The 17792-nt window shown below is 69.7% G+C and carries 13 protein-coding genes; 7 read left to right on the top strand and 6 right to left on the bottom strand.

Annotation, left to right across the window (positions count from 1 at the left end; genetic code table 11):
- Nucleotides 1–42 precede the first annotated feature (42 nt).
- Nucleotides 43–987 carry a D-ribose ABC transporter substrate-binding protein gene (locus tag VQ042_RS00290; protein WP_331814343.1) on the bottom strand — a complete coding sequence of 315 codons (945 nt, stop codon included), beginning with the start codon at nucleotides 985–987 and terminating at the stop codon, nucleotides 43–45.
- 137 nt (nucleotides 988–1124) lie between these two features.
- Between VQ042_RS00290 and oiaX the strand changes: the two genes are divergently transcribed.
- The 4 genes from oiaX (at nucleotide 1125) to VQ042_RS00270 (ending at nucleotide 5035) form a co-directional block, all read left to right on the top strand.
- Complete coding sequence (gene oiaX, locus VQ042_RS00285) at nucleotides 1125–2372, top strand: 3-oxo-isoapionate-4-phosphate decarboxylase OiaX (RefSeq protein ID WP_331814342.1); 1248 nt, start codon at nucleotides 1125–1127, stop codon at nucleotides 2370–2372.
- 362 nt (nucleotides 2373–2734) lie between these two features.
- A complete protein-coding gene (locus VQ042_RS00280) occupies nucleotides 2735–2917 on the top strand; it encodes a hypothetical protein (RefSeq protein WP_331814341.1) in 183 nt (60 codons plus the stop codon).
- A gap of 152 nt (nucleotides 2918–3069) precedes the next feature.
- Complete coding sequence (locus VQ042_RS00275; RefSeq protein WP_331814340.1) at nucleotides 3070–3858, top strand: SDR family NAD(P)-dependent oxidoreductase; 789 nt, start codon at nucleotides 3070–3072, stop codon at nucleotides 3856–3858.
- Between the two features lie 10 nt (nucleotides 3859–3868).
- A complete protein-coding gene (locus VQ042_RS00270; RefSeq protein ID WP_331814339.1) occupies nucleotides 3869–5035 on the top strand; it encodes an amidohydrolase in 1167 nt (388 codons plus the stop codon).
- 39 nt (nucleotides 5036–5074) lie between these two features.
- Here VQ042_RS00270 and VQ042_RS00265 read toward each other — a convergent pair whose 3' ends face one another.
- Nucleotides 5075–6394 (bottom strand): amidase, encoded by a 1320-nt coding sequence (locus tag VQ042_RS00265; RefSeq protein WP_331814337.1) that lies wholly within the window; start codon nucleotides 6392–6394, stop codon nucleotides 5075–5077.
- Between the two features lie 122 nt (nucleotides 6395–6516).
- Nucleotides 6517–10179 (bottom strand): bifunctional proline dehydrogenase/L-glutamate gamma-semialdehyde dehydrogenase PutA, encoded by a 3663-nt coding sequence (putA, locus tag VQ042_RS00260; RefSeq protein WP_331814335.1) that lies wholly within the window; start codon nucleotides 10177–10179, stop codon nucleotides 6517–6519.
- 347 nt (nucleotides 10180–10526) lie between these two features.
- Between putA and VQ042_RS00255 the strand changes: the two genes are divergently transcribed.
- Nucleotides 10527–11651, top strand: coding sequence for a molybdopterin-binding protein (locus VQ042_RS00255; RefSeq protein ID WP_331814334.1), 1125 nt, complete (start codon nucleotides 10527–10529; stop codon nucleotides 11649–11651).
- A complete protein-coding gene (locus tag VQ042_RS00250; protein WP_331814333.1) occupies nucleotides 11648–13609 on the top strand; it encodes a molybdopterin biosynthesis protein in 1962 nt (653 codons plus the stop codon). Before VQ042_RS00255 ends, VQ042_RS00250 begins: the two co-directional genes overlap by 4 nt.
- A gap of 3 nt (nucleotides 13610–13612) precedes the next feature.
- Here the strand turns inward: VQ042_RS00250 and mobA are convergent, their stop codons facing one another.
- Together mobA and VQ042_RS00240 are read right to left on the bottom strand one after the other, a co-directional pair.
- The gene (gene mobA / locus VQ042_RS00245) at nucleotides 13613–14242 is read right to left on the bottom strand and encodes a molybdenum cofactor guanylyltransferase MobA (protein ID WP_331814332.1); all 630 of its coding nucleotides are present in this window, start codon (nucleotides 14240–14242) and stop codon (nucleotides 13613–13615) included.
- Nucleotides 14232–15125 carry a formate dehydrogenase accessory sulfurtransferase FdhD gene (locus tag VQ042_RS00240; RefSeq protein WP_331814331.1) on the bottom strand — a complete coding sequence of 298 codons (894 nt, stop codon included), beginning with the start codon at nucleotides 15123–15125 and terminating at the stop codon, nucleotides 14232–14234. Before VQ042_RS00240 ends, mobA begins: the two co-directional genes overlap by 11 nt.
- Nucleotides 15126–15282: 157 nt before the next feature.
- Between VQ042_RS00240 and VQ042_RS00235 the strand changes: the two genes are divergently transcribed.
- Nucleotides 15283–16539 carry a molybdopterin molybdotransferase MoeA gene (locus VQ042_RS00235; protein ID WP_331814330.1) on the top strand — a complete coding sequence of 419 codons (1257 nt, stop codon included), beginning with the start codon at nucleotides 15283–15285 and terminating at the stop codon, nucleotides 16537–16539.
- A gap of 49 nt (nucleotides 16540–16588) precedes the next feature.
- Here VQ042_RS00235 and VQ042_RS00230 read toward each other — a convergent pair whose 3' ends face one another.
- On the bottom strand, nucleotides 16589–17752 hold the full coding sequence (locus VQ042_RS00230) for an Mrp/NBP35 family ATP-binding protein (RefSeq protein WP_331814329.1): 1164 nt from the start codon (nucleotides 17750–17752) through the stop codon (nucleotides 16589–16591).
- Between the last annotated feature and the right edge of the window lie 40 nt (nucleotides 17753–17792).

Raw genomic sequence — 17792 nt, 5'->3', positions numbered from 1 at the left:
CGCGACGGCCAGGCACGAGCGTGTCTTGGGAGACGCGGGACGTCAGTCTGCGAGCGCGAAGGTCTCGAGCTTGGCGGCGTTGCTCTCGTCGATCAGCACGCAGTCCATGAGCTGCTTCTCCGGCTGGTCGGTGGAGCCCGTGGTCAGATACTGGTCGGCCTGCTCGACGGCGAGCTGGGCCTGGCGATAGGCCGGCTGCAGCACGGTGGCCTTGATGCCACCCTTCATGATGGAATCGCGCACGTCGTTGGAGCCGTCGAAGCCGACGAGGATCACGTCGGTGCGGCCCGCCGCTTCCAGCGCCGCCCAGGCGCCCATCGCCATGGTGTCGTTGCCGGAGATGACTCCCTTGATGTCGGGATTGGCCTGGAGAATGGTCTCCATCTTCGCGTAGGCTTCGGTCTGCGACCAGTTGGCCGACTGCTGGGCGACCATCTTCAGGTCGGGATACTGGTCGATGATGTCGTGATAGCCCGACGAGCGGATGCCGGCATTGGTGTCGGCCTCGCGACCCAGCAATTCGACGTAATTGCCTTCCTCGCCCATCAGCTCGACGAACTTCTCGGCGCCGAGCTGCGCGCCCTGGTAATTGTTGGAGACGATCTGGCTGACGGCGATGCCGCTTTCCTTGATCTCGCGGTCGATCAGGAAGGAGGGGATGCCGGCTTCCTTGGCGCGGCGGACGGGCGCGACGGATGCGTCGGCGCCGGCATTGTCCAGGATGATCGCCTTGGCACCGCGTGCGATCGCCGTGTCGTACATCTCGGACTGCTTGTTCGGGTCGTCGTCATGGACGAGGACGATGGTCTCGTAGCCGAGTTCCTTGGCGCGCGCTTCGGCGCCGACGGCCTCTGCCTTGAAGAACGGGTTGTCGTGGCTCGGCGTGATGATCGCGATCAGGCCCTTGTCCTGGGCGAAGGCGGGCATCGCGATCAGGCTGACGGCGCCAGCCAGTGCGGAAACGAGAATGCGACGGTTGATCAGCATGAAGGCTCCTCCCGATCAATGTGCACCCGGTGCGGATGCATTCCTCCCTTGACCGGCCCGAAGCTTGAGAGCTCGTCATTACTATGTCAACAGGTATGATGAGTATTTGAGATGGCACGCAAGGAGAAGACGGCACCATGGCCGACGACATGATCAGGGTGACCTACCGCATCGAATGCGAAGGCGATGTCGGCGCGATGGCGGCCAAGATCGCCTCCGATCAGTCGACAGGCACCTTCACGGAATTGCCGGGCGAGACCGAAGCGGTGCGGACCCGCTGCGCAGCGCGGGTGGAGGCGGTCGTGCCGCACGAACCGCTTGCCGTGCCCTCGATTCCGGACCCGCAGGGGACCGGTCCGTGGCGTCGCGCCGACGTGACCATCGCCTATCCACTGGAGGCCATCGGCACCGATGTCGCGGCGCTGATGACCATTGCCATCGGCGGTGTCTTCGCGGTCAAGGGCGTCACCGGCATCCGGGTGATGGACATCGACCTGCCGGCCGCATGGGCCTGCCATCCCGGACCGCAATTCGGAATCGCGGGCTCGCGCCGGCTGATGGGCGTCGCCGAGGGCCCGATGATCGCCTCGATCATCAAGCCCTCGCTCGGGCTGCTGCCGGAGGAGACCGCCGCCGTCGTCCGCGATCTCTGCGCGGCCGGCGTCGACTTCATCAAGGACGACGAGAAGCTGATGAGCCCGGCCTATTCGCCGCTCGACGAGCGGATCGCCGCCATCATGCCGGTCATCAGGGATCACGAGCAGACGACCGGGAAGCGGGTGATGTATGCCTTCGGCATCTCCTCGGCCGATCCCGACACGATGATGCGCAACCACGACCGGGTGGTCGAGGCCGGCGGCAATGCGGCGGTCGTCAACATCAATTCCATCGGCTACGGCGGCATGAGCTTCCTGCGTAAGCGCTCGGCGCTCTGCCTGCACGCCCACCGCAATGGCTGGGACATCCTGACCCGGCACCCCGGCCTCGGCCTGGAATTCCGCGCCTATCAGAAGATCTGGCGGCTGCTCGGCGTCGACCAGTTCCAGATCAACGGCATCCGGGCGAAGTACTGGGAGCCGGACGACAGCTTCGTTCGCTCCTTCGCCGATTGCATGACGCCGATCTTCTCGGAGGCCGACCGCCCGTTGCCCGTCGTCTGCTCGGGCCAGTGGGGCGGCCAGGCGGTCGAGACCTATGAGCGCACCGGGCGCACGCTCGACCTGATGTATCTCGGCGGCGGCGGCATCCACGGCCACCCGATGGGCCCCGCCGCGGGCGTGCGTGCCATCCGCCAGGCGTGGGATGCGGCGGCGGGCGGCATGTCGCTGGCTGACAAGACGCGGGACAATCCCGAACTCGCCGCCTCGCTGGCCAAATGGGGATGAACCGCAGGTGCCGCCCCTGACATCAGGAGTGCGGCCCCGTTCGGCTCGTGACACTGCCGCGACCGGCGCGTTCTAACGCGCGACGGGGGGCAGGTTCCCTCCAAGGTCCCGGGAGACGGCGACTCGCCATCGGGAAACCAGGCGTCCGATACCGGGATCACATCTCCTGTACGCCGCGTTCGGCGATCGGTCGCACGGCCCCGTCCAAGGCTCGTTCCACGACTGGGATGGGATGCCGAAAATCGCAGCGGGGCGCGCGCAGATCCGCCGACGACAGCGATGGTGCGCGCAAGGGCCGCCTTTCTGCGGAACCGGGCCGGCCCTGCGGCGTTGGCCGAAGGGAACAACCGAAAGATTGCGACATGTTGGCATCCGACACCGTGAGCGCCCTGGAGCGCGGCCACATCACCGAAGCCGAGGCGATCGAGCAGTCGCTCGTCGACGATGTCGATACGCTCTACGCCAAAGCCGGCCTCGAGACGGAGGATGCCGGCTGGGGCTGCAACCGGGCCCAGTGGCCGAACCACATCGGCCAGGATCGCTAGTAGCGCCGCTTCCCAGGCACAGACCGTGCTCTTGCGTAATTCTCCCGCAGGTTGCGCACGAATGGTGGCGCGCCGCTGACATCGTCTTCACTATCGCAATCCGCGATTCGAGCCGGTATGGCTGCCCGTGAGGATTTGAACGGGAGGTCGGATTGGTCGAGCATCAGGACAGGGTCGCGCTGGTCACGGGGGCGGCGCGCGGCATCGGGCTGGTCACGGCGAAACGGTTTCTCGCCGAAGGATGGCAGGTCGCCCTTCTCGACATCGATGGCGAAACGCTCGACGCGGCCGTCGCAGCGATCGGCCAGCCGGAACGGGTTCTGGCCTTGACCTGTGACGTGGCGCAGCCGGACCAGGTCACCAGCGCGTTCGATGCGGTCACCCAGCGTTTCGGCCGGCTCGATGCCCTCGTCAACAATGCCGGCGTGGCCGTCTTCAAGCCGATGCTGGAGACGGCCTTCGACGAATGGGAGCGGTCGCTTGCCGTCAATCTCGGCGGGCCGTTCCTCTGCACCCAGAAGGCCGCGCCGATCATGGCCGGGAACGGCGGCGGCGGTGTCGTCAACATCACCTCCATATCCGGCATGCGCGCCTCGACGCTTCGCGTCGCCTACGGGACCAGCAAGGCCGGGCTCGCCCATCTGACCAAGCAGCAGGCGGTGGAACTGGCGGGCCTCGGCATTCGCGTCAACGCGGTCGCGCCCGGGCCGGTGGACACCGCCATGGCCAAGGCAGTGCACAGCCCCGCCATCCGTGCCGACTATCACGACGCCGTGCCGCTCAACCGCTACGGCCTGGAAGAGGAAATCGCCGAGGCGATCTTCTTCCTGTGCAGCAACAAGGCAAGCTACATCACCGGGCAGATACTGGGCGTCGACGGCGGTTTCGGCGCGGCGGGCATCGGCCTGCCGACCCTGCGCGGCCAGTCCCGCGACGGGTAGGGCGGCGGCGATGGATCAGGCGACCGCACCGTTTCTGTCCGAGCAGGATGTCGGGGTGCTGCGCGATCTGAGGCATGCGCTCCACCGGGCGCCGGAGGTGTCGGGAGACGAAGCCGAAACCGCCGGCATGATCGCACATTTCCTTGCCGCGACCGATCCCGACCGGCTCGTTACCGGCCTGGGCGGCCACGGCGTGGCGGCCATCTACGACAGCGGACTCGCCGGGCCGGCACTGATGGTACGCGCCGAACTCGACGCGCTGCCCATCGCCCAGGTCTCCGACCGACCCTATCGCTCGATGCATCCCGGAAAGGCGCATCTCTGCGGCCATGACGGCCACATGGCGACGCTTGCCGGCGTTGCGCTGGGTCTCGGACGACAGCGTCCGGCACGGGGCCGCGCCATCCTCCTGTTCCAGCCGGCCGAGGAAGACGGGAGCGGCGCCGCGGCGGTGCTCGCCGATCCGGCCTTCGATTCCATCGCACCGGATATTGCCATCGCCCTCCACAACATGCCGGGGATCGCCCGCGGCCGGGCGGCGCTCGTCGAGGGCCCCAGCAATTGCGCCTCGCGCAGCATGCAGATCGGGCTCAGCGGAACCACGGCCCACGCTTCGTCGCCGGATCAGGGGCTCTCGCCGATGGCGGCCCTCTGCGAGCTCATGCCGGGGCTGACGGGGCTGGGGTCCGGCGGGACGCTGGACGAGGATTTCTCCCTGGTGACCGTCACCCATGCCGCGATGGGCGAGCGCGAGGCGGGCATCGCGCCGGGATCGGCGGAGCTCTGGGCGACCTTGCGCACCTTGACCGATGCCCGCATGGGCGAACTGGTCAGCCGCGCCGAAGTGCTCGTCCGCGCGGTCGCCGCCCGCACCGGCCTCGGTGTCGAGATCCGCTACGACGCGGTCTTCGCCCATTGCGTCAACGATCCGCGGGCGGCCGCCATCCTCAGGCAGGCGCTCGATGACGAGGGCGTGCCCCATGACGACAGCCTGCTGCCCATGCGCGCGTCGGAGGATTTCGGCCGCTTCGGCACCCGGGCCCGCTCGGCGATGTTCCTCTTGGGAGCCGGCGAGACCCATCCCGGCCTGCACACGCCCGACTACGATTTTCCCGATGAGCTGATCGTCCTCGGCGCCCGGGTTTTCACACGCGCCATCCGGAACGTCCTCGGCTGACATTGCGGCACCGATCGGTCGACCGGCACCGCGCCAATGTCAGCGGCCGCCGACGACGTCCTCGATCGTTTCCGCAACGTCGAGAACGGCCCAGTCCCGGCCCCCCGGGGCAAACAGCATCAACCCGGTCGGCAATTCACCGGATTGATGCATCGGAACGGTGGCGGCGCAGCCGTCGAGGAAATTGATCGTCGACGGGTTGCGCAGGATGAGCGCGTTGAGCCGGTCGAAATCCGCCTCGACCTCCGCGATCAGGGGCGGCACGATCGGCACCGTCGGCGCGATCATTGCGTCGAATCCGTCTGCCAGTGCCGCGAAGGCCGCGATGGCGTCCGTCCGGGTCTGCCGGGCCGCGCTCCTTTCGTCTGCGCCGAAGGTCTCGGCTGCGCGGATCCGCTTCAGGACGTGGGGATCGCCGGAGGTTTCCAGCGCATCGAGATAGCCCGAATGGACGGCGTGCGCGTCGCTGGAAACCAGGATGCGGTTCACGCCCGGTGCCTGGGCGAGGTCCGGCATCTCGACATCGACCAGTTCGACGCCTGCCTCGCGAAGCGCCTCCAGCGCCGCGTCGAAGTCGGCACTCACCTGGTCGTCCATGTCGTCGGTCAGGAGGGTTCGCATCACGCCCAGCCGCAGGGGCTTGTCGCCGGCCGCCGGGTCTGGCCGGGTTTCGCCGGACAGGACAGCGTGGACCGCCGCGCAGGTGGCGATGTCGAGGGCCAGGGGGCCGACGCTGTCATAGGTGCCCGAGAGCGGGAAGGCGCCGTCCAGCGGAACCGCGGACTGGGTCGGCTTGAAGCCCGCCAGCGCGTTGAAGGCGGCGGGAATGCGCACCGAGCCGCCGGTATCCGATCCCAGCGCGAAATCGGCGATGCCGAAGGCGACCGCGATCGCGCCGCCGGAGGTCGAGCCGCCGGGAATGCGGGCCGGGTCGTGGCTGTTGCCCGGCGTGCCGAAATGCGGATTGAGCCCGACGCCCGAATAGGCGAATTCCGACATGTTGGTGCGCCCGCAGCCGATGGCGCCGGCCGCGCGCAGCCGCGCCACTGCCTCGGCGTCGCGCGCGGCCGGTGCGTTCCCCGCAAACTGGATCGAGCCCGCGGTGGTCACCTCGCCGGCCTCGTCGAACAGATCCTTGATCGCGACCAGGAGCCCGGCGAGGGGGCCGGCAAGGCGCGCCGGATCGCGGTCCAGCGACTCGGCCTCGGCGACGATCCGGCCGGCGTCGAAGCGGGTGAAGATCCGGCCGGCGACATCCTCGTCGAGATCGAGGACGCGGCCGATGGCCTGGGCCGCGCGGTCGGCGGCTCGGAAGGTCAGGCGCCCGCTGGCGCGCCGCAAAGGCGAAGACTGGTTCACGACATGTCCTTTGTGTCCACTGGCAGAGCCCCTCCTACGCCGGTCCGGCCGTACCGCCAAGGACGCGGATCGCATGGGCCGGGTTATCGGTGTCGATCGGGCCCGAAGTCCTCCCGACCGCCCTATTCGGCGGCGGCCAGGAGGCTGGCATTGCCGCCCGCCGCCGTCGTGTCGATGCACAGATGCCGTTCGACGAAATAGCGGCTCGGGCCGATGATCCCGGTTTCCAGCGCGACGATCGCGCCCTTGCGGGCCGCGAGCGCATTGCGGAGCGCGCGGGTCCAGTCCGACCGGCCGGCGGCGGCCACGACGTCGACATCGCCGATCCGTTCGAGATCGGCCGGCGCGAGCGTCCCGTCGAAGACCGCAACGGGCGCCCCGGCGGTGATCAGCGGCTTGGCGAGCGCTGTCACGTCGGGCGCGACGACCACTGCCGCGCAACCCGCGGCCAGTGCCTGCACGGCCTGGGCGATGGCGATCTCGGCGGTCGGCCCGAGGCAGAGGACTTGGCCCTTGGGATAGAGGCTCAGCCGGTTGCTCTCGCCCGTCGGCCCCGGCAGCGTGAAGGGGCCCGGATCGAAGGCACCGACCGCCGAGCAGGCCCGGCGGATGACGCCGCCCTTGCCCGACAGTGCCCGGCGCAGCACCGCGACCCGGTCGCCGCGCGCCGCCCAGTTGCGGGCATCGAGCCCGGCGGTTGCCTTGGCGATCGTCGCGGCGGGGATGACCGGCGCGTCGGGCGCCGGCAGGTCCTCGGCGGGCTCGGTGCGGCGGAAGCGGGCGACGTAGAACGGCCCGCCGGCCTTCGGCCCGGTGCCCGACAGGCCTTCGCCGCCGAAGGGCTGCGAGCCGACGATGGCGCCGATCTGGTTGCGGTTCACATAGGTGTTGCCGACCCGGATGCGCTCGACGATCTGCTGGACCCGGTCGTCGATCCGTGTGTGCAGGCCGAAAGTCAGGCCGTAGCCGCGCGCATTGATGGCGTCGACGACCCCGTCGATCTCGCGGGCCTTGAAGGTCGCGACATGCAGTACCGGGCCGAACACCTCGCGTTCGAGGCCGTCGATCCCGTCGACGGTGACCACCGAGGGCGCGGCATAGAGGCCATCCTGCGGAACCGGCAGCGTCTTGAGGAGCCTGCCTGCCTTCCGGCGGCTGTCGACATAGCCGGCGATGTCGTCCCGCGCCTCGGCGTCGATGACCGGAGATACGTCCGTGTCGAGCTGCCAGGGATCGCCGACCACCAGCGAGTCCATCGCGCCCCCGAGCATGTCCAGAAGCCGGTCGCGGGCGTCTTTCTGCACATAGAGCATCCGCAAGGCGGAGCAGCGCTGGCCGGCGCTCTGGAACGAGGCGATCAGGATGTCGCGCACTGCCTGCTCGGTCAGGGCTGTGGAATCGACGATCATGGCGTTCAGCCCGCCGGTCTCGGCGATCAGCACCGCGTCGGGACCGGCATTGGCGGCCAGGGCCCGGTGGATGATCTGGGCGACCTCCGTCGAGCCGGTGAAGCAGACGCCGGCGATCCGCCTGTCGCAGGTGAGGGGGCCGCCGACGGTGGGGCCGTCGCCGGGCAGCAACTGTAGCGCCGCGGCTGGCAGGCCGGCCTCGCGCATCAGTTCGACGGCGCGGGCGGCGATCAACGGGGTCTGCTCGGCCGGCTTGGCGATCACCGCGTTGCCAGCGGCAAGCGCTGCGGCGATCTGGCCGGTGAAGATCGCCAGCGGGAAGTTCCATGGGCTGATGCAGACGAAGATGCCGCGCGGTCCGCCAGGCTCCTCGGTTTCCAGGCGCTCGGCCTCGTCGGCGTAGAAGCGCAGGAAGTCGACCGCCTCGCGGATTTCCGCGATGCCGTCGCCGAGCGTCTTGCCAGCCTCGCGGGTCGCGATCACCGTGAGTTCGGCGATATGGGTCTCGTAGAGGTCGGCGACGGCCCGCAGGATCGTTGCGCGCTCGGCGACCGCGGTGCCGGACCATTCGGCAAAGCCCGCCTCGGCTGCGGCCAGTGCCCGGTGCACGTCCTCGACGCTCGCCTCGTGCACGGTGCCGACCCGGCGCGTCGGATCGGCCGGCGAGAATGCCGCCCGGCCTTCGCCGGACAGCGGGATGTCGTCCGCCAGCATCGGCCGGGCGACCCAGTTCGTCTCGGCGAAGGCCTGCCGCGCTTCGATCAGCGGGGTGATGGAGGCCGGTTCGTTGATCCGGTACCCCCTGGAATTGCGCCGCTCCGGCGCGAACAGCTCGGCCGGGGTGCGGATCGTCGGGTTGGCGATCGCACTGCCCAGCGCCTCGACCTCCGACAGCGGGTCGCAGGCGATGTCTTCGGGCGCGATGGCCTCGTTGACGATCTGGTTGACGAAGGAGCTGTTGGCGCCGTTTTCCAGGAGGCGCCGCACCAGATAGGCCAGCAGGTCGCGATGCGCCCCGACCGGTGCATAGATGCGGCAGCGTGTGCCGTTCTGCTGGTGGACGATCTCGTGCAGCGACTCGCCCATGCCGTGCAGGCGCTGGAATTCGAAGCTGCCGCGATCGTTGCCGGCCATCTTCAGCACGGCGGCGCAGGTATGGGCGTTGTGGGTGGCGAATTGCGGGTAGATCCGGTCGCGCCGGTCGAGCAGCATCTGCGCGCAGGCCATGTAGCTGAGATCGGTGTTCACCTTGCGGGTGAAGACCGGGAAGGTCTGCGTGCCCATCTCCTGGGCGAGCTTGATCTCGGTGTCCCAGTAGGCGCCCTTGACCAGCCGCACCATGATCCGCCGGTCCAGTCGCCGCGCCAGCGCGTCGAGGTACTCGATCACCGGCACGGCCCGCCGTCCGTAGGCCTGCACGACGACGCCGAATCCGTCCCAGCCGGCAAGGCTCTCGTCCGACAGCACCGCCTCGATGATGTCGAGCGACAGGTCCAACCGGTCCTGTTCCTCGGCATCGATGTTGAAGCCGATATTGGCCCTGGCCGCCTGCCGGGCGAGCTCCAGTGCCCGCGGCACCAGCGTCTCCATCACCGTGTCGCGATGGGTGTATTCGTAGCGCGGATGCAGCGCCGACAGCTTGACGGAAATGCCGGGATTGGACCGCACGTCGCCCTTGGCTGCTTTCGCGATGGACGCGATCGCGTCGGAATAGGACTGCAGGTAGCGCAGCGCGTCGGCTTCGGTCCGCGCTGCTTCGCCGAGCATGTCGTAGGAATAGGTATAGCCCTGCCGCTCGCGTTCGCGGGCGTTGCGCATGCCCTCGTCGATGGTCTGGCCGAGCACGAACTGGCGCCCGAGCAGCCGCATGGACTGGGCGACGGCGCGGCGCACGACCGGCTCGCCGACCCGGCGCACGAGACCACGAAGCGCGGCGGCTGGACGGCCCGGATCGTCGTCGAGAATCCGGCCCGTCAGCATCAGCGCCCAGGTCGACGCATTGACCAGCGAGGATGAGGAATGGCCCAGATGCGCCCCCCAGTCCGAGGGCTCGATCTTGTCCTGGATCAGTTCGTCGACCGTCTCGGCATCGGGAACCCGCAGCAGCGCCTCGGCAAGGCACATCAGGCCGACGCCTTCCTCGGTCGACAGGCCGTATTCGGTGAGGAAGCTCTCCATCATGCTGGGCGACGTCTCGCGGCGCACGCGCCGGACGATGTCGGCGCCGGCTGCGCTGACGGCGGCGCGGTCGTCGGCGCTCAGGCGGATGCGCTCCGCCAGAGCCTTCACGACGACCGCTTCGTCCGCGTCGTAGCGGCGCCGCACGGCCTCACGGTCGCCCGTGCCGTCGCGGCCGGATATCGTCTCTGCAATCATGCGTTCACCTGGCTCGGCCGGCACTGCGCTTCGCAACGGGACGTTGGACAGCGGCCTGAATGGGATTTCGGCAAGACTGCACGAGCGGCATAGCGGAGACAAGGGCGGCGCCTGCCGTCCCACGCGCGTCGCGATGGCGCGGCTGGAGGGTGCGGCTCGGCGGTTTGCCCGGTTCCGCAAAGGCCGTTACCCTTGTCCGCAGGCGGCTCGTGACGCCGAATCGAAGAGACGTTTCGTATCGTGATGACCTGCCTCCGCTCAATGACCGTGCCCAGGGACCGCGACCGCTCGATGGGGGGGCGGGGTCTTCATGCGAGCTATCGCGCCGGGCCGTTCGGCCGGATGGCATGAGCGATCAGGGTCCGGCGGGATCGCTCGCCGGCTTCGAGGCGGCGAAGGCCTGGATTCTCGAGGGTGTGGCGGCCGTGGCGCCCGTCGATCTGCCGCTGGCGGATGCCGTCGGCATGGTCGCGGGAGACGCGGTCTTTGCGGCGCGCGCGGTTCCGGCCCGCGACCTGGCGGCGCTCGATGGCTGGGCGCTGGCATCCGGCGATCTCGTCGGCGCCTCCGCCTATGCGCCAGCCATGTTGGCCCCGTCACCGGTGCGGATCGAAGTCGGGGAGCCGATGCCGGAGGGCTGCGACTGCGTCGTGGAAGCCGAGTGGGTCGGCGCCGACGGGCCATTCGCAGAGGTCACCTGCGAGGCCATCCCCGGCGAGGGCGTCCGGCGCGCCGGTGACGACATCGCGGAAGGTGCCCGTGTGCTCGAGCCGGGCCGGCGCGTCTCGGCCGTCGATATCGCCTGCGCCCGCGCACTGGGCCTGGTAACCCTGCCGATCCGCCGGCCGCGGCTGCGCCTCGTCGATCTGGCCTGCGATGGCAGCCTGGGGCTGACGACCGGGCTGGTCTCGACGCGGGCGGTAAAAGCGGGGGCCGAGACGGTGCAGGTCTCGACCGAGCGCGATGCCGCGTCGATTGCCGCAGCCATGGCAGGCGATTTTGCCGATCTGGTCGTCGTCGTGGGGGGCACGGGCGCGGGAGGTCACGACCAGACCGCCGCCGCCCTGGCCCGTGCCGGCACCCTGTTTGCACATGGCCTTGCGCTGCGGCCCGGACGCACGGCGGCCATCGGCCGGATCGGCGACACGCCGGTCATCGCGCTGCCCGGCCAGCCGGACCAGGCCATGGCCGCGTGGCTCGCGCTGGCCGAGCCGCTGCTGGCGCGCCTTTCCGGAGCCCGTGCGCGGCCGGCGGTTGCGCGGCCGCTGGCGCACAAGATATCCTCGGCCATCGGCATGGCGGAACTCGTCCTTCTCCAGCAGGCGGCCGACGCCTGGACGCCGCTGTCCTGCGGCGAGCTGCCGCTCGGCCAGCTGGCCGCCGCCAATGCATGGTGCCTTGTCGCCGCGGCCAGCGAAGGCGACGCCGCCGGCACCATACTGTCCGGATCACTCCTCGACGAGGCGCCATGACGACCGATTCCCGCGATGCGCCCGCCGGCGCGTCGAATGCCGGCCTCGACCAGCAGCAATTCCTGTCGATCCTGTCCCGCGAAGACGCGATGCAGCGCTTCGAGGCGGCGCTGTTTCCGCGTGCCCTGCCGACCGAGCGATGTGCCCTGGCCGAGGCGCTGGGCCGGGTGCTCGCGGAGGACGTTCTGTCGCCCATCGACGTGCCCCCCTTCGACCGGTCGAATGTCGACGGCTTCGCCCTGCGCGCCGCCGACGTCGCCCGGAGCGGGCAGGGCCGCCCGGTGCGCCTGGCGCTCAATGGCGAGACGCTCGCCTGCGGCGTCACGCCCACGCTGCAGGTCGCATCGGGCACGGCGACGCCGATCGCCACCGGCGGGGTGCTGCCGCGCGGGGCCGATGCCGTCGTCATGGTCGAACACACCGAGCCGACCGGCGATGGCGGCCTGGAGGTCCGGCGAGCCGCCTCGCCGGGACAGTTCGTGGCCCATGCCGGCTCCGACATGGCGGCGGGCGAATTGCTGCTGCGCGCCGGCACCGTCATGGGCTCGCGCGAAGTCGGCATGCTGGCTGCCTGCGGCATCGCCGAGATTCCGGTCACGCGAAGGGTCAGGGTGGCGGTGCTGTCGACGGGCGACGAGCTGGTGCAGCCCGGCCAGCCCCTCGGACCGGCGTCGGTCTACGACACCAACGGAGCGATCGTCGCGGCCGCCGTGGTCGAGAATGGCGGCGAGGCGCAGCGTCTGGGTGCCTGTCCCGACGACGAGGCCAATCTGGAAGCCGTGCTGCGGGACGCGCTTGCCGGCAGCGACATGGTGGTGCTGTCGGGCGGCACGTCGAAGGGCGCGGGCGACGTCAGCCACCGCATCGTCGACCGGCTCGGCGCACCCGGCATCCTGGCCCATGGGGTCGCGCTGAAGCCCGGCAAGCCGCTGTGCCTCGCGGTGTGCGACGGCAAGCCGGTGGTCATCCTGCCGGGCTTTCCAACCTCGGCCATGTTCACCTTCCACGACATGGTCGCGCCGGTCCTGCGCCGCATGGGCGGCCTGCCGCCGCGGGCCGAGACGCAGGTGACCGCGCGCGTCCCCGTCCGCGTCGCCTCCGAGCTCGGCCGCACGGAATTCGCCATGGTCTCGCTGGTCCAGGGCGAGGGCGAACTGATCGCCTATCCGACCGGCAAGGGATCGGGCGCGATCACTTCCTTCACCCAGGCCGACGGCTTCCTGCGCATCGCGGCGCTGGCCGACCATCTGCCCGCCGGAACGCAGGCCCCCGTCACCCTCTTCACGCCGTCGCTGCGAATCCCCGATCTCGTCATCATCGGCAGCCACTGCACCGGTCTCGACCGTGTGCTCAAGCCGCTCGCCGAACGGGGACGGGCGGTGCGCACCCTGACGGTCGGCAGCCTCGGCGGGCTCGCCGCGGCCAAACGCGGCGAGTGCGACCTGGCGCCGATCCATCTCTTCGACCCGCGGACCGGCAGCTACAACCGGCCGTTCCTGGCCGAGGGGCTGGAGCTCTTTCCCGGCTGGCGGCGCATGCAGGGCATCGTCTTCCGGCGCGGCGATCCCCGCTTTGCCAGCCGCTCCGCCGAGGCGGCCGTCGCGGCGGCACTGGCCGACCCGGATTGCCTGATGGTCAACCGCAACCAGGGTGCAGGCACCCGCATCCTGATCGACCGGCTGCTCGGCACGTCGCGTCCCGACGGCTACTGGAACCAGCCGAAATCCCACAATGCGGTCGCCACGGCGGTGGTGCAGAAGCGTGCCGACTGGGGCGTTACGATCGCGCCGGTCGCGAAGGCGGCCGGTCTCGATTTCCTGCCGCTGGCCGAGGAATCCTACGATTTCGCGCTGGTCACGGCGCGCCGGGACCGCCCCGCCGTGCAGGACTTCCTGGCCGCGCTTGCCTCGCCTTCCGTGCGGGCCGCGCTGGAAGAGGCCGGCTTCCGACCGGCCTGACGATCAGTCGGCGGCCTGCCGCGCCAGAGCCTCGGCGTCTTCGAGATCCTCGATCGTATTGGCGTTGAAGAAGGGATCGACCGGCTCCGCTTCCCAGGCCACCGTCGCGAGAGGATGGCGTGCGGTCCAGCGGTCGATCTTGCGCAGCTCCTCCTCGACCAGTGCCGCGCGCAAAGCACCGCGCAGCGCGACCTTCCATAGGCCGATCACCGGATGGGTGCGCCCGCCCGACGACGCGACCGCAAGGTCCGCGGATTCGGCGTCGCGCGCAGCGCACAGCCGCGCAACCAGGTCACGCGGCAGGAACGGGCAGTCGCCGGCGACGCTGACGACCCAGTCCGCCTCGGGCCGATGTTCCGCCGCCCAGTCGAGCGCCGCGAGGATGCCGGCGAGGGGGCCGGGATGCCCCGCGACATTGTCCGGAACGACCGGCAGGCCGAAGCCGGCAAACCGCGCCGGATCGCCGTTGGCGTTGAGGATCGTGTCGGCGCACTGGGGCGCGAAGCGATCGACCACATGGGCGAGGATCGGCCGGCCGGCGATCATGCGCATCGGCTTGTCGCCGCCGCCCATGCGCCGGGCGAGGCCCCCCGCCAGGATCACGCCGACCGGCGCCGCATCGTCAGTTGTCATGGTCTGCACCCTTCCGTCTGCTGCGTCCGTGTTCCTCGTCCACCATCGCCGGATCCTGGTCGAAAACGATCCGCTCCGCCCCCGACAGCGCCACGAAGCGCTTGCCCTTCGCCCGGCCTACCAGCGTCAGGCCGACCTGCCGCGCCAGCGCCACGCCCCAGGCGGTGAAGCCCGACCGCGAGACGAGGATGGGAATGCCCATCCGCACGGTCTTGATCGTCATCTCGGAGGTCAGCCGCCCGGTCGTGTAGAGGATCTTGTCGGCCGGATCGACCGCGTGGCGGAACATCCAGCCGGCGATCTTGTCGACGGCGTTGTGGCGCCCGACATCCTCCATGTAGCAGAGCGGCTGCCCCTTCACGCACAGGACGCAGCCATGGATCGCCCCTGCCTCCAGGTAGAGCGAGGGGGTGGTGTTGATCGTCTTCGCCAGCTCGTAGAGCCAGGAGGTGTGCAGGCTGGCGGCCGGCAGCGCGATCTCGTCCAGCGCTTCCATCAGGTCGCCGAAGGCCGTGCCCTGTGCGCAGCCCGAGGTCAGCGTGCGCTTCTTCAGCTTCTCCTCGTAATTGGTGCCGCGCTCGGTCCGCACGACCACGACCTGAAGGTCGTCGTCGTAATCCACGCCGGTGACCACGTCGTCGGGCTTCAGCATGTTCTGGTTCAGGAGATAGCCGAGCGCCAGATATTCGGGATAGTCGTTGATCGTCATCATCGTGACGATCTCCTGGGCGTTGAGATACAGCGTTAGCGCCCGCTCCACGGGCACCGAGACCGCAACCTGCGCGCCGGTATGGTCGATGCCCGCGACGGTTTCCGTCAGGCGGGGATTGCCGGGCTCCGGCATGATGGTGGCGGCCCGTGGCCGCTCGTCGGTGTCTGACATGCGCTTCCCGTCGATAGGCTGTTGCCGGCATATGCCGTGCCCTCTGGGTGCAGGGGGCGGGCGAACCGCGCAAGGGTAGAATGTCGTCGGTCCCTCATATAGGGACCGGACCGGCGCCCGGTCACCGTGGCGGCCGATGCGATGAACGGGTGCGGGGATGGCGCAACTTTCGGACGATTGCTTCGCATTCGGCGGGCCGATGATGACCGTCGACGAGACCGTGGCCCTGATCGCGGCCCGGCTGCAGCCACTGGCCGAGGTCGAGACGGTGCCGCTCGCCGAGGCCGACGGCCGCATCCTCGCGGCCGATGTCGCCGCGCCGATCGCGCTGCCCCCCTTCGCCAATTCCGCCGTCGACGGCTACGCCATCGCCAGCGCCGATCTGCCGCAGGATGGCGAGCGCCGCTTTTCCGTCCGCGGCCGCGTGGAAGCGGGCTCGCGATCCGATGTCGTCGTGCGGCCCGGCGAGGCGGCCCGCATCTTCACCGGCGCGCCGATGCCCGGCGGCACCGATACCGTCTTCATGCAGGAGGACGTGAAGATCGAGGCGGACGGGGCGGTGGTCCTGCCGGCGGGACTGAAGGCGGGCGCCAACATGCGGCCAGCCGGCGAGGATGTCGCCGAGGGCGCCATTGTGCTGCAGGCCGGCCGCCGGCTACGGCCCCAGGATATCGCCATGGCCGCGGCGCTGGGCCGGGTGGACCTCACCGTCCGCCGCCGCGTGCGGGTGGCGATCTTCTCCACCGGCAATGAGATCGTCGCGCCGGGAGCGCCGCGGGCGGCTTCGCAGCTCTTCGATTCCAACCGCTTCATGCTGATCGCCATGCTGAAGCGTCTGGGATGCGAGGTCTCGGACCTGAACATCCTGCCGGACGACCGCGACGCCATCGGCGCGAGCCTGCGGGCGGTCTCGACGGAGCACGACCTGATCCTGACCTCGGGCGGCGTGTCGACGGGCGAGGCCGATTTCGTCAAGGATGCGGTCGAAGGCGCGGGGGCGATGGTCTTCTGGCGCATCGCCATCAAGCCGGGCCGTCCGGTGGCGATGGGGGTGATCGGCGGCGTGCCGCTGATCGGCCTGCCGGGCAATCCGGTGGCGAGCTTCGTGACCTTCACCCATGTGGCGCGCCCGGCGATCCTGGCGCTGGCGGGCGCCCAGCCCGAAGCGGCGATGGCGACGCCGGTGCGGGCCGGCTTCGCCTACAAGAAGAAGCTGGGCCGGCGGGAATATGTCCGCGCCAGCCTGCGCCGCACGGCGGACGGCGCGCTGGAGGTCGTGAAATTCCCGCGCGAGGGCGCCGGCCTCCTGTCGTCCCTGGTCGATACGGACGGTCTCGTCGAGCTCGGCGAGGAGGTGGTCACCGTGGCGCCGGGCGAGACCGTCGGCTTCCTCCCGTGGGCCAGCCTGTTCTGAACCGGTGGCACGGCCGGAGCGCGGGGCTCCGGCCTGTTTTGCTAACGGCCTATTCGAAGACGATCGACGGCGCGCTGACCATCCGGCGTTCCTCGCCGACCCGCTCCCACGCGATCCGGGCGATCTCGCGATAGGTCCTGGCATGCACGCTGTCGGGCTCGGACATGACGATGGGCGTGCCGCCGTCGGAGGTCGACCGGATCTGCATGTCCAGCGGCACCTCTCCCAGGAAGGGCACGCCGATGCGCTCGGCTTCCTTGCGGGCGCCGCCATGGCCGAAGATGTCGTGCCGGCCGCCGCAATCGGGGCAGATGAAATAGCTCATGTTCTCGACGATGCCGAGAATCGGCACGTCGACCTTCCGGAACATGGCTAGGCCCTTGCGCGCATCGATCAGTGCCAGATCCTGCGGCGTCGAGACGATGACGGCGCCGGCCAGCGGCACGTTCTGCGCCATGGTCAGCTGGGCATCGCCCGTGCCCGGCGGCATGTCGACGACGAGCACGTCGAGTTCGCCCCATTCCACCTCGCGCAGCATCTGGGTCAGGGCCGAGATGACCATCGGCCCGCGCCAGATCATCGGGGTTTCCTCGTCGACGAGGAAGCCCATCGACATGACCTTCAGCCCGTAGCCCTCCATCGGCTTGATGATCCGGCCCGACACGTTCTGCGGACGACCCGAGATGTGCAGGAGCCGCGGCATGGAGGGGCCGTAGATGTCGGCGTCCATGATCCCGACCTTCAGGCCGTTCGCCTGGAGGCCGAGGGCGAGATTGACAGAGGTGGTCGACTTGCCGACGCCCCCCTTGCCCGAGGCGACCGCGATGATCGCGCCGATGCCGGGCACGCCCGCCTTCTGCGGCGGCTGGGGTGTCTGCGGACGCGCGCGTGCGGCCATTGGCGGCGGCACGGCCGCAGCCTGGGCCGGGCTCGGCGCGGGACGTACGGCCCGGGCCGTGGATGCGCTGGCCTCGGCGGTCAGGGCGACGGTCGCCTTGTCCACGCCGGCCACGCTGGACGCGGCCTTCTCGGCGGCGGCGCGCAGCGGCTCGAGCTCTTCTGCCCGCTCGGCCGGGATGGTCAGGGAAAAGAAGACCTTGCCGTCGGCGATGAAGATGTCGGAGACCAGGCCCAGATCGACGATATTGCCGGTGAGATCGGGGCCCTTGACCCGCTTGAGCTGCTCCAGAATGTCTGTCTTGCTGATTGCCAAAGGGTCTCTCGCTGCTATGACTTGGGTCCGCGTCTCTTAG

This window comes from Aurantimonas sp. A2-1-M11 (genome assembly GCF_036549475.1).
GTDB lineage: Bacteria > Pseudomonadota > Alphaproteobacteria > Rhizobiales > Rhizobiaceae > Aurantimonas.
The sequence above is the reverse complement of the archived record's forward strand: the minus strand, read 5'-3'. Positions and strand labels throughout refer to the sequence as shown.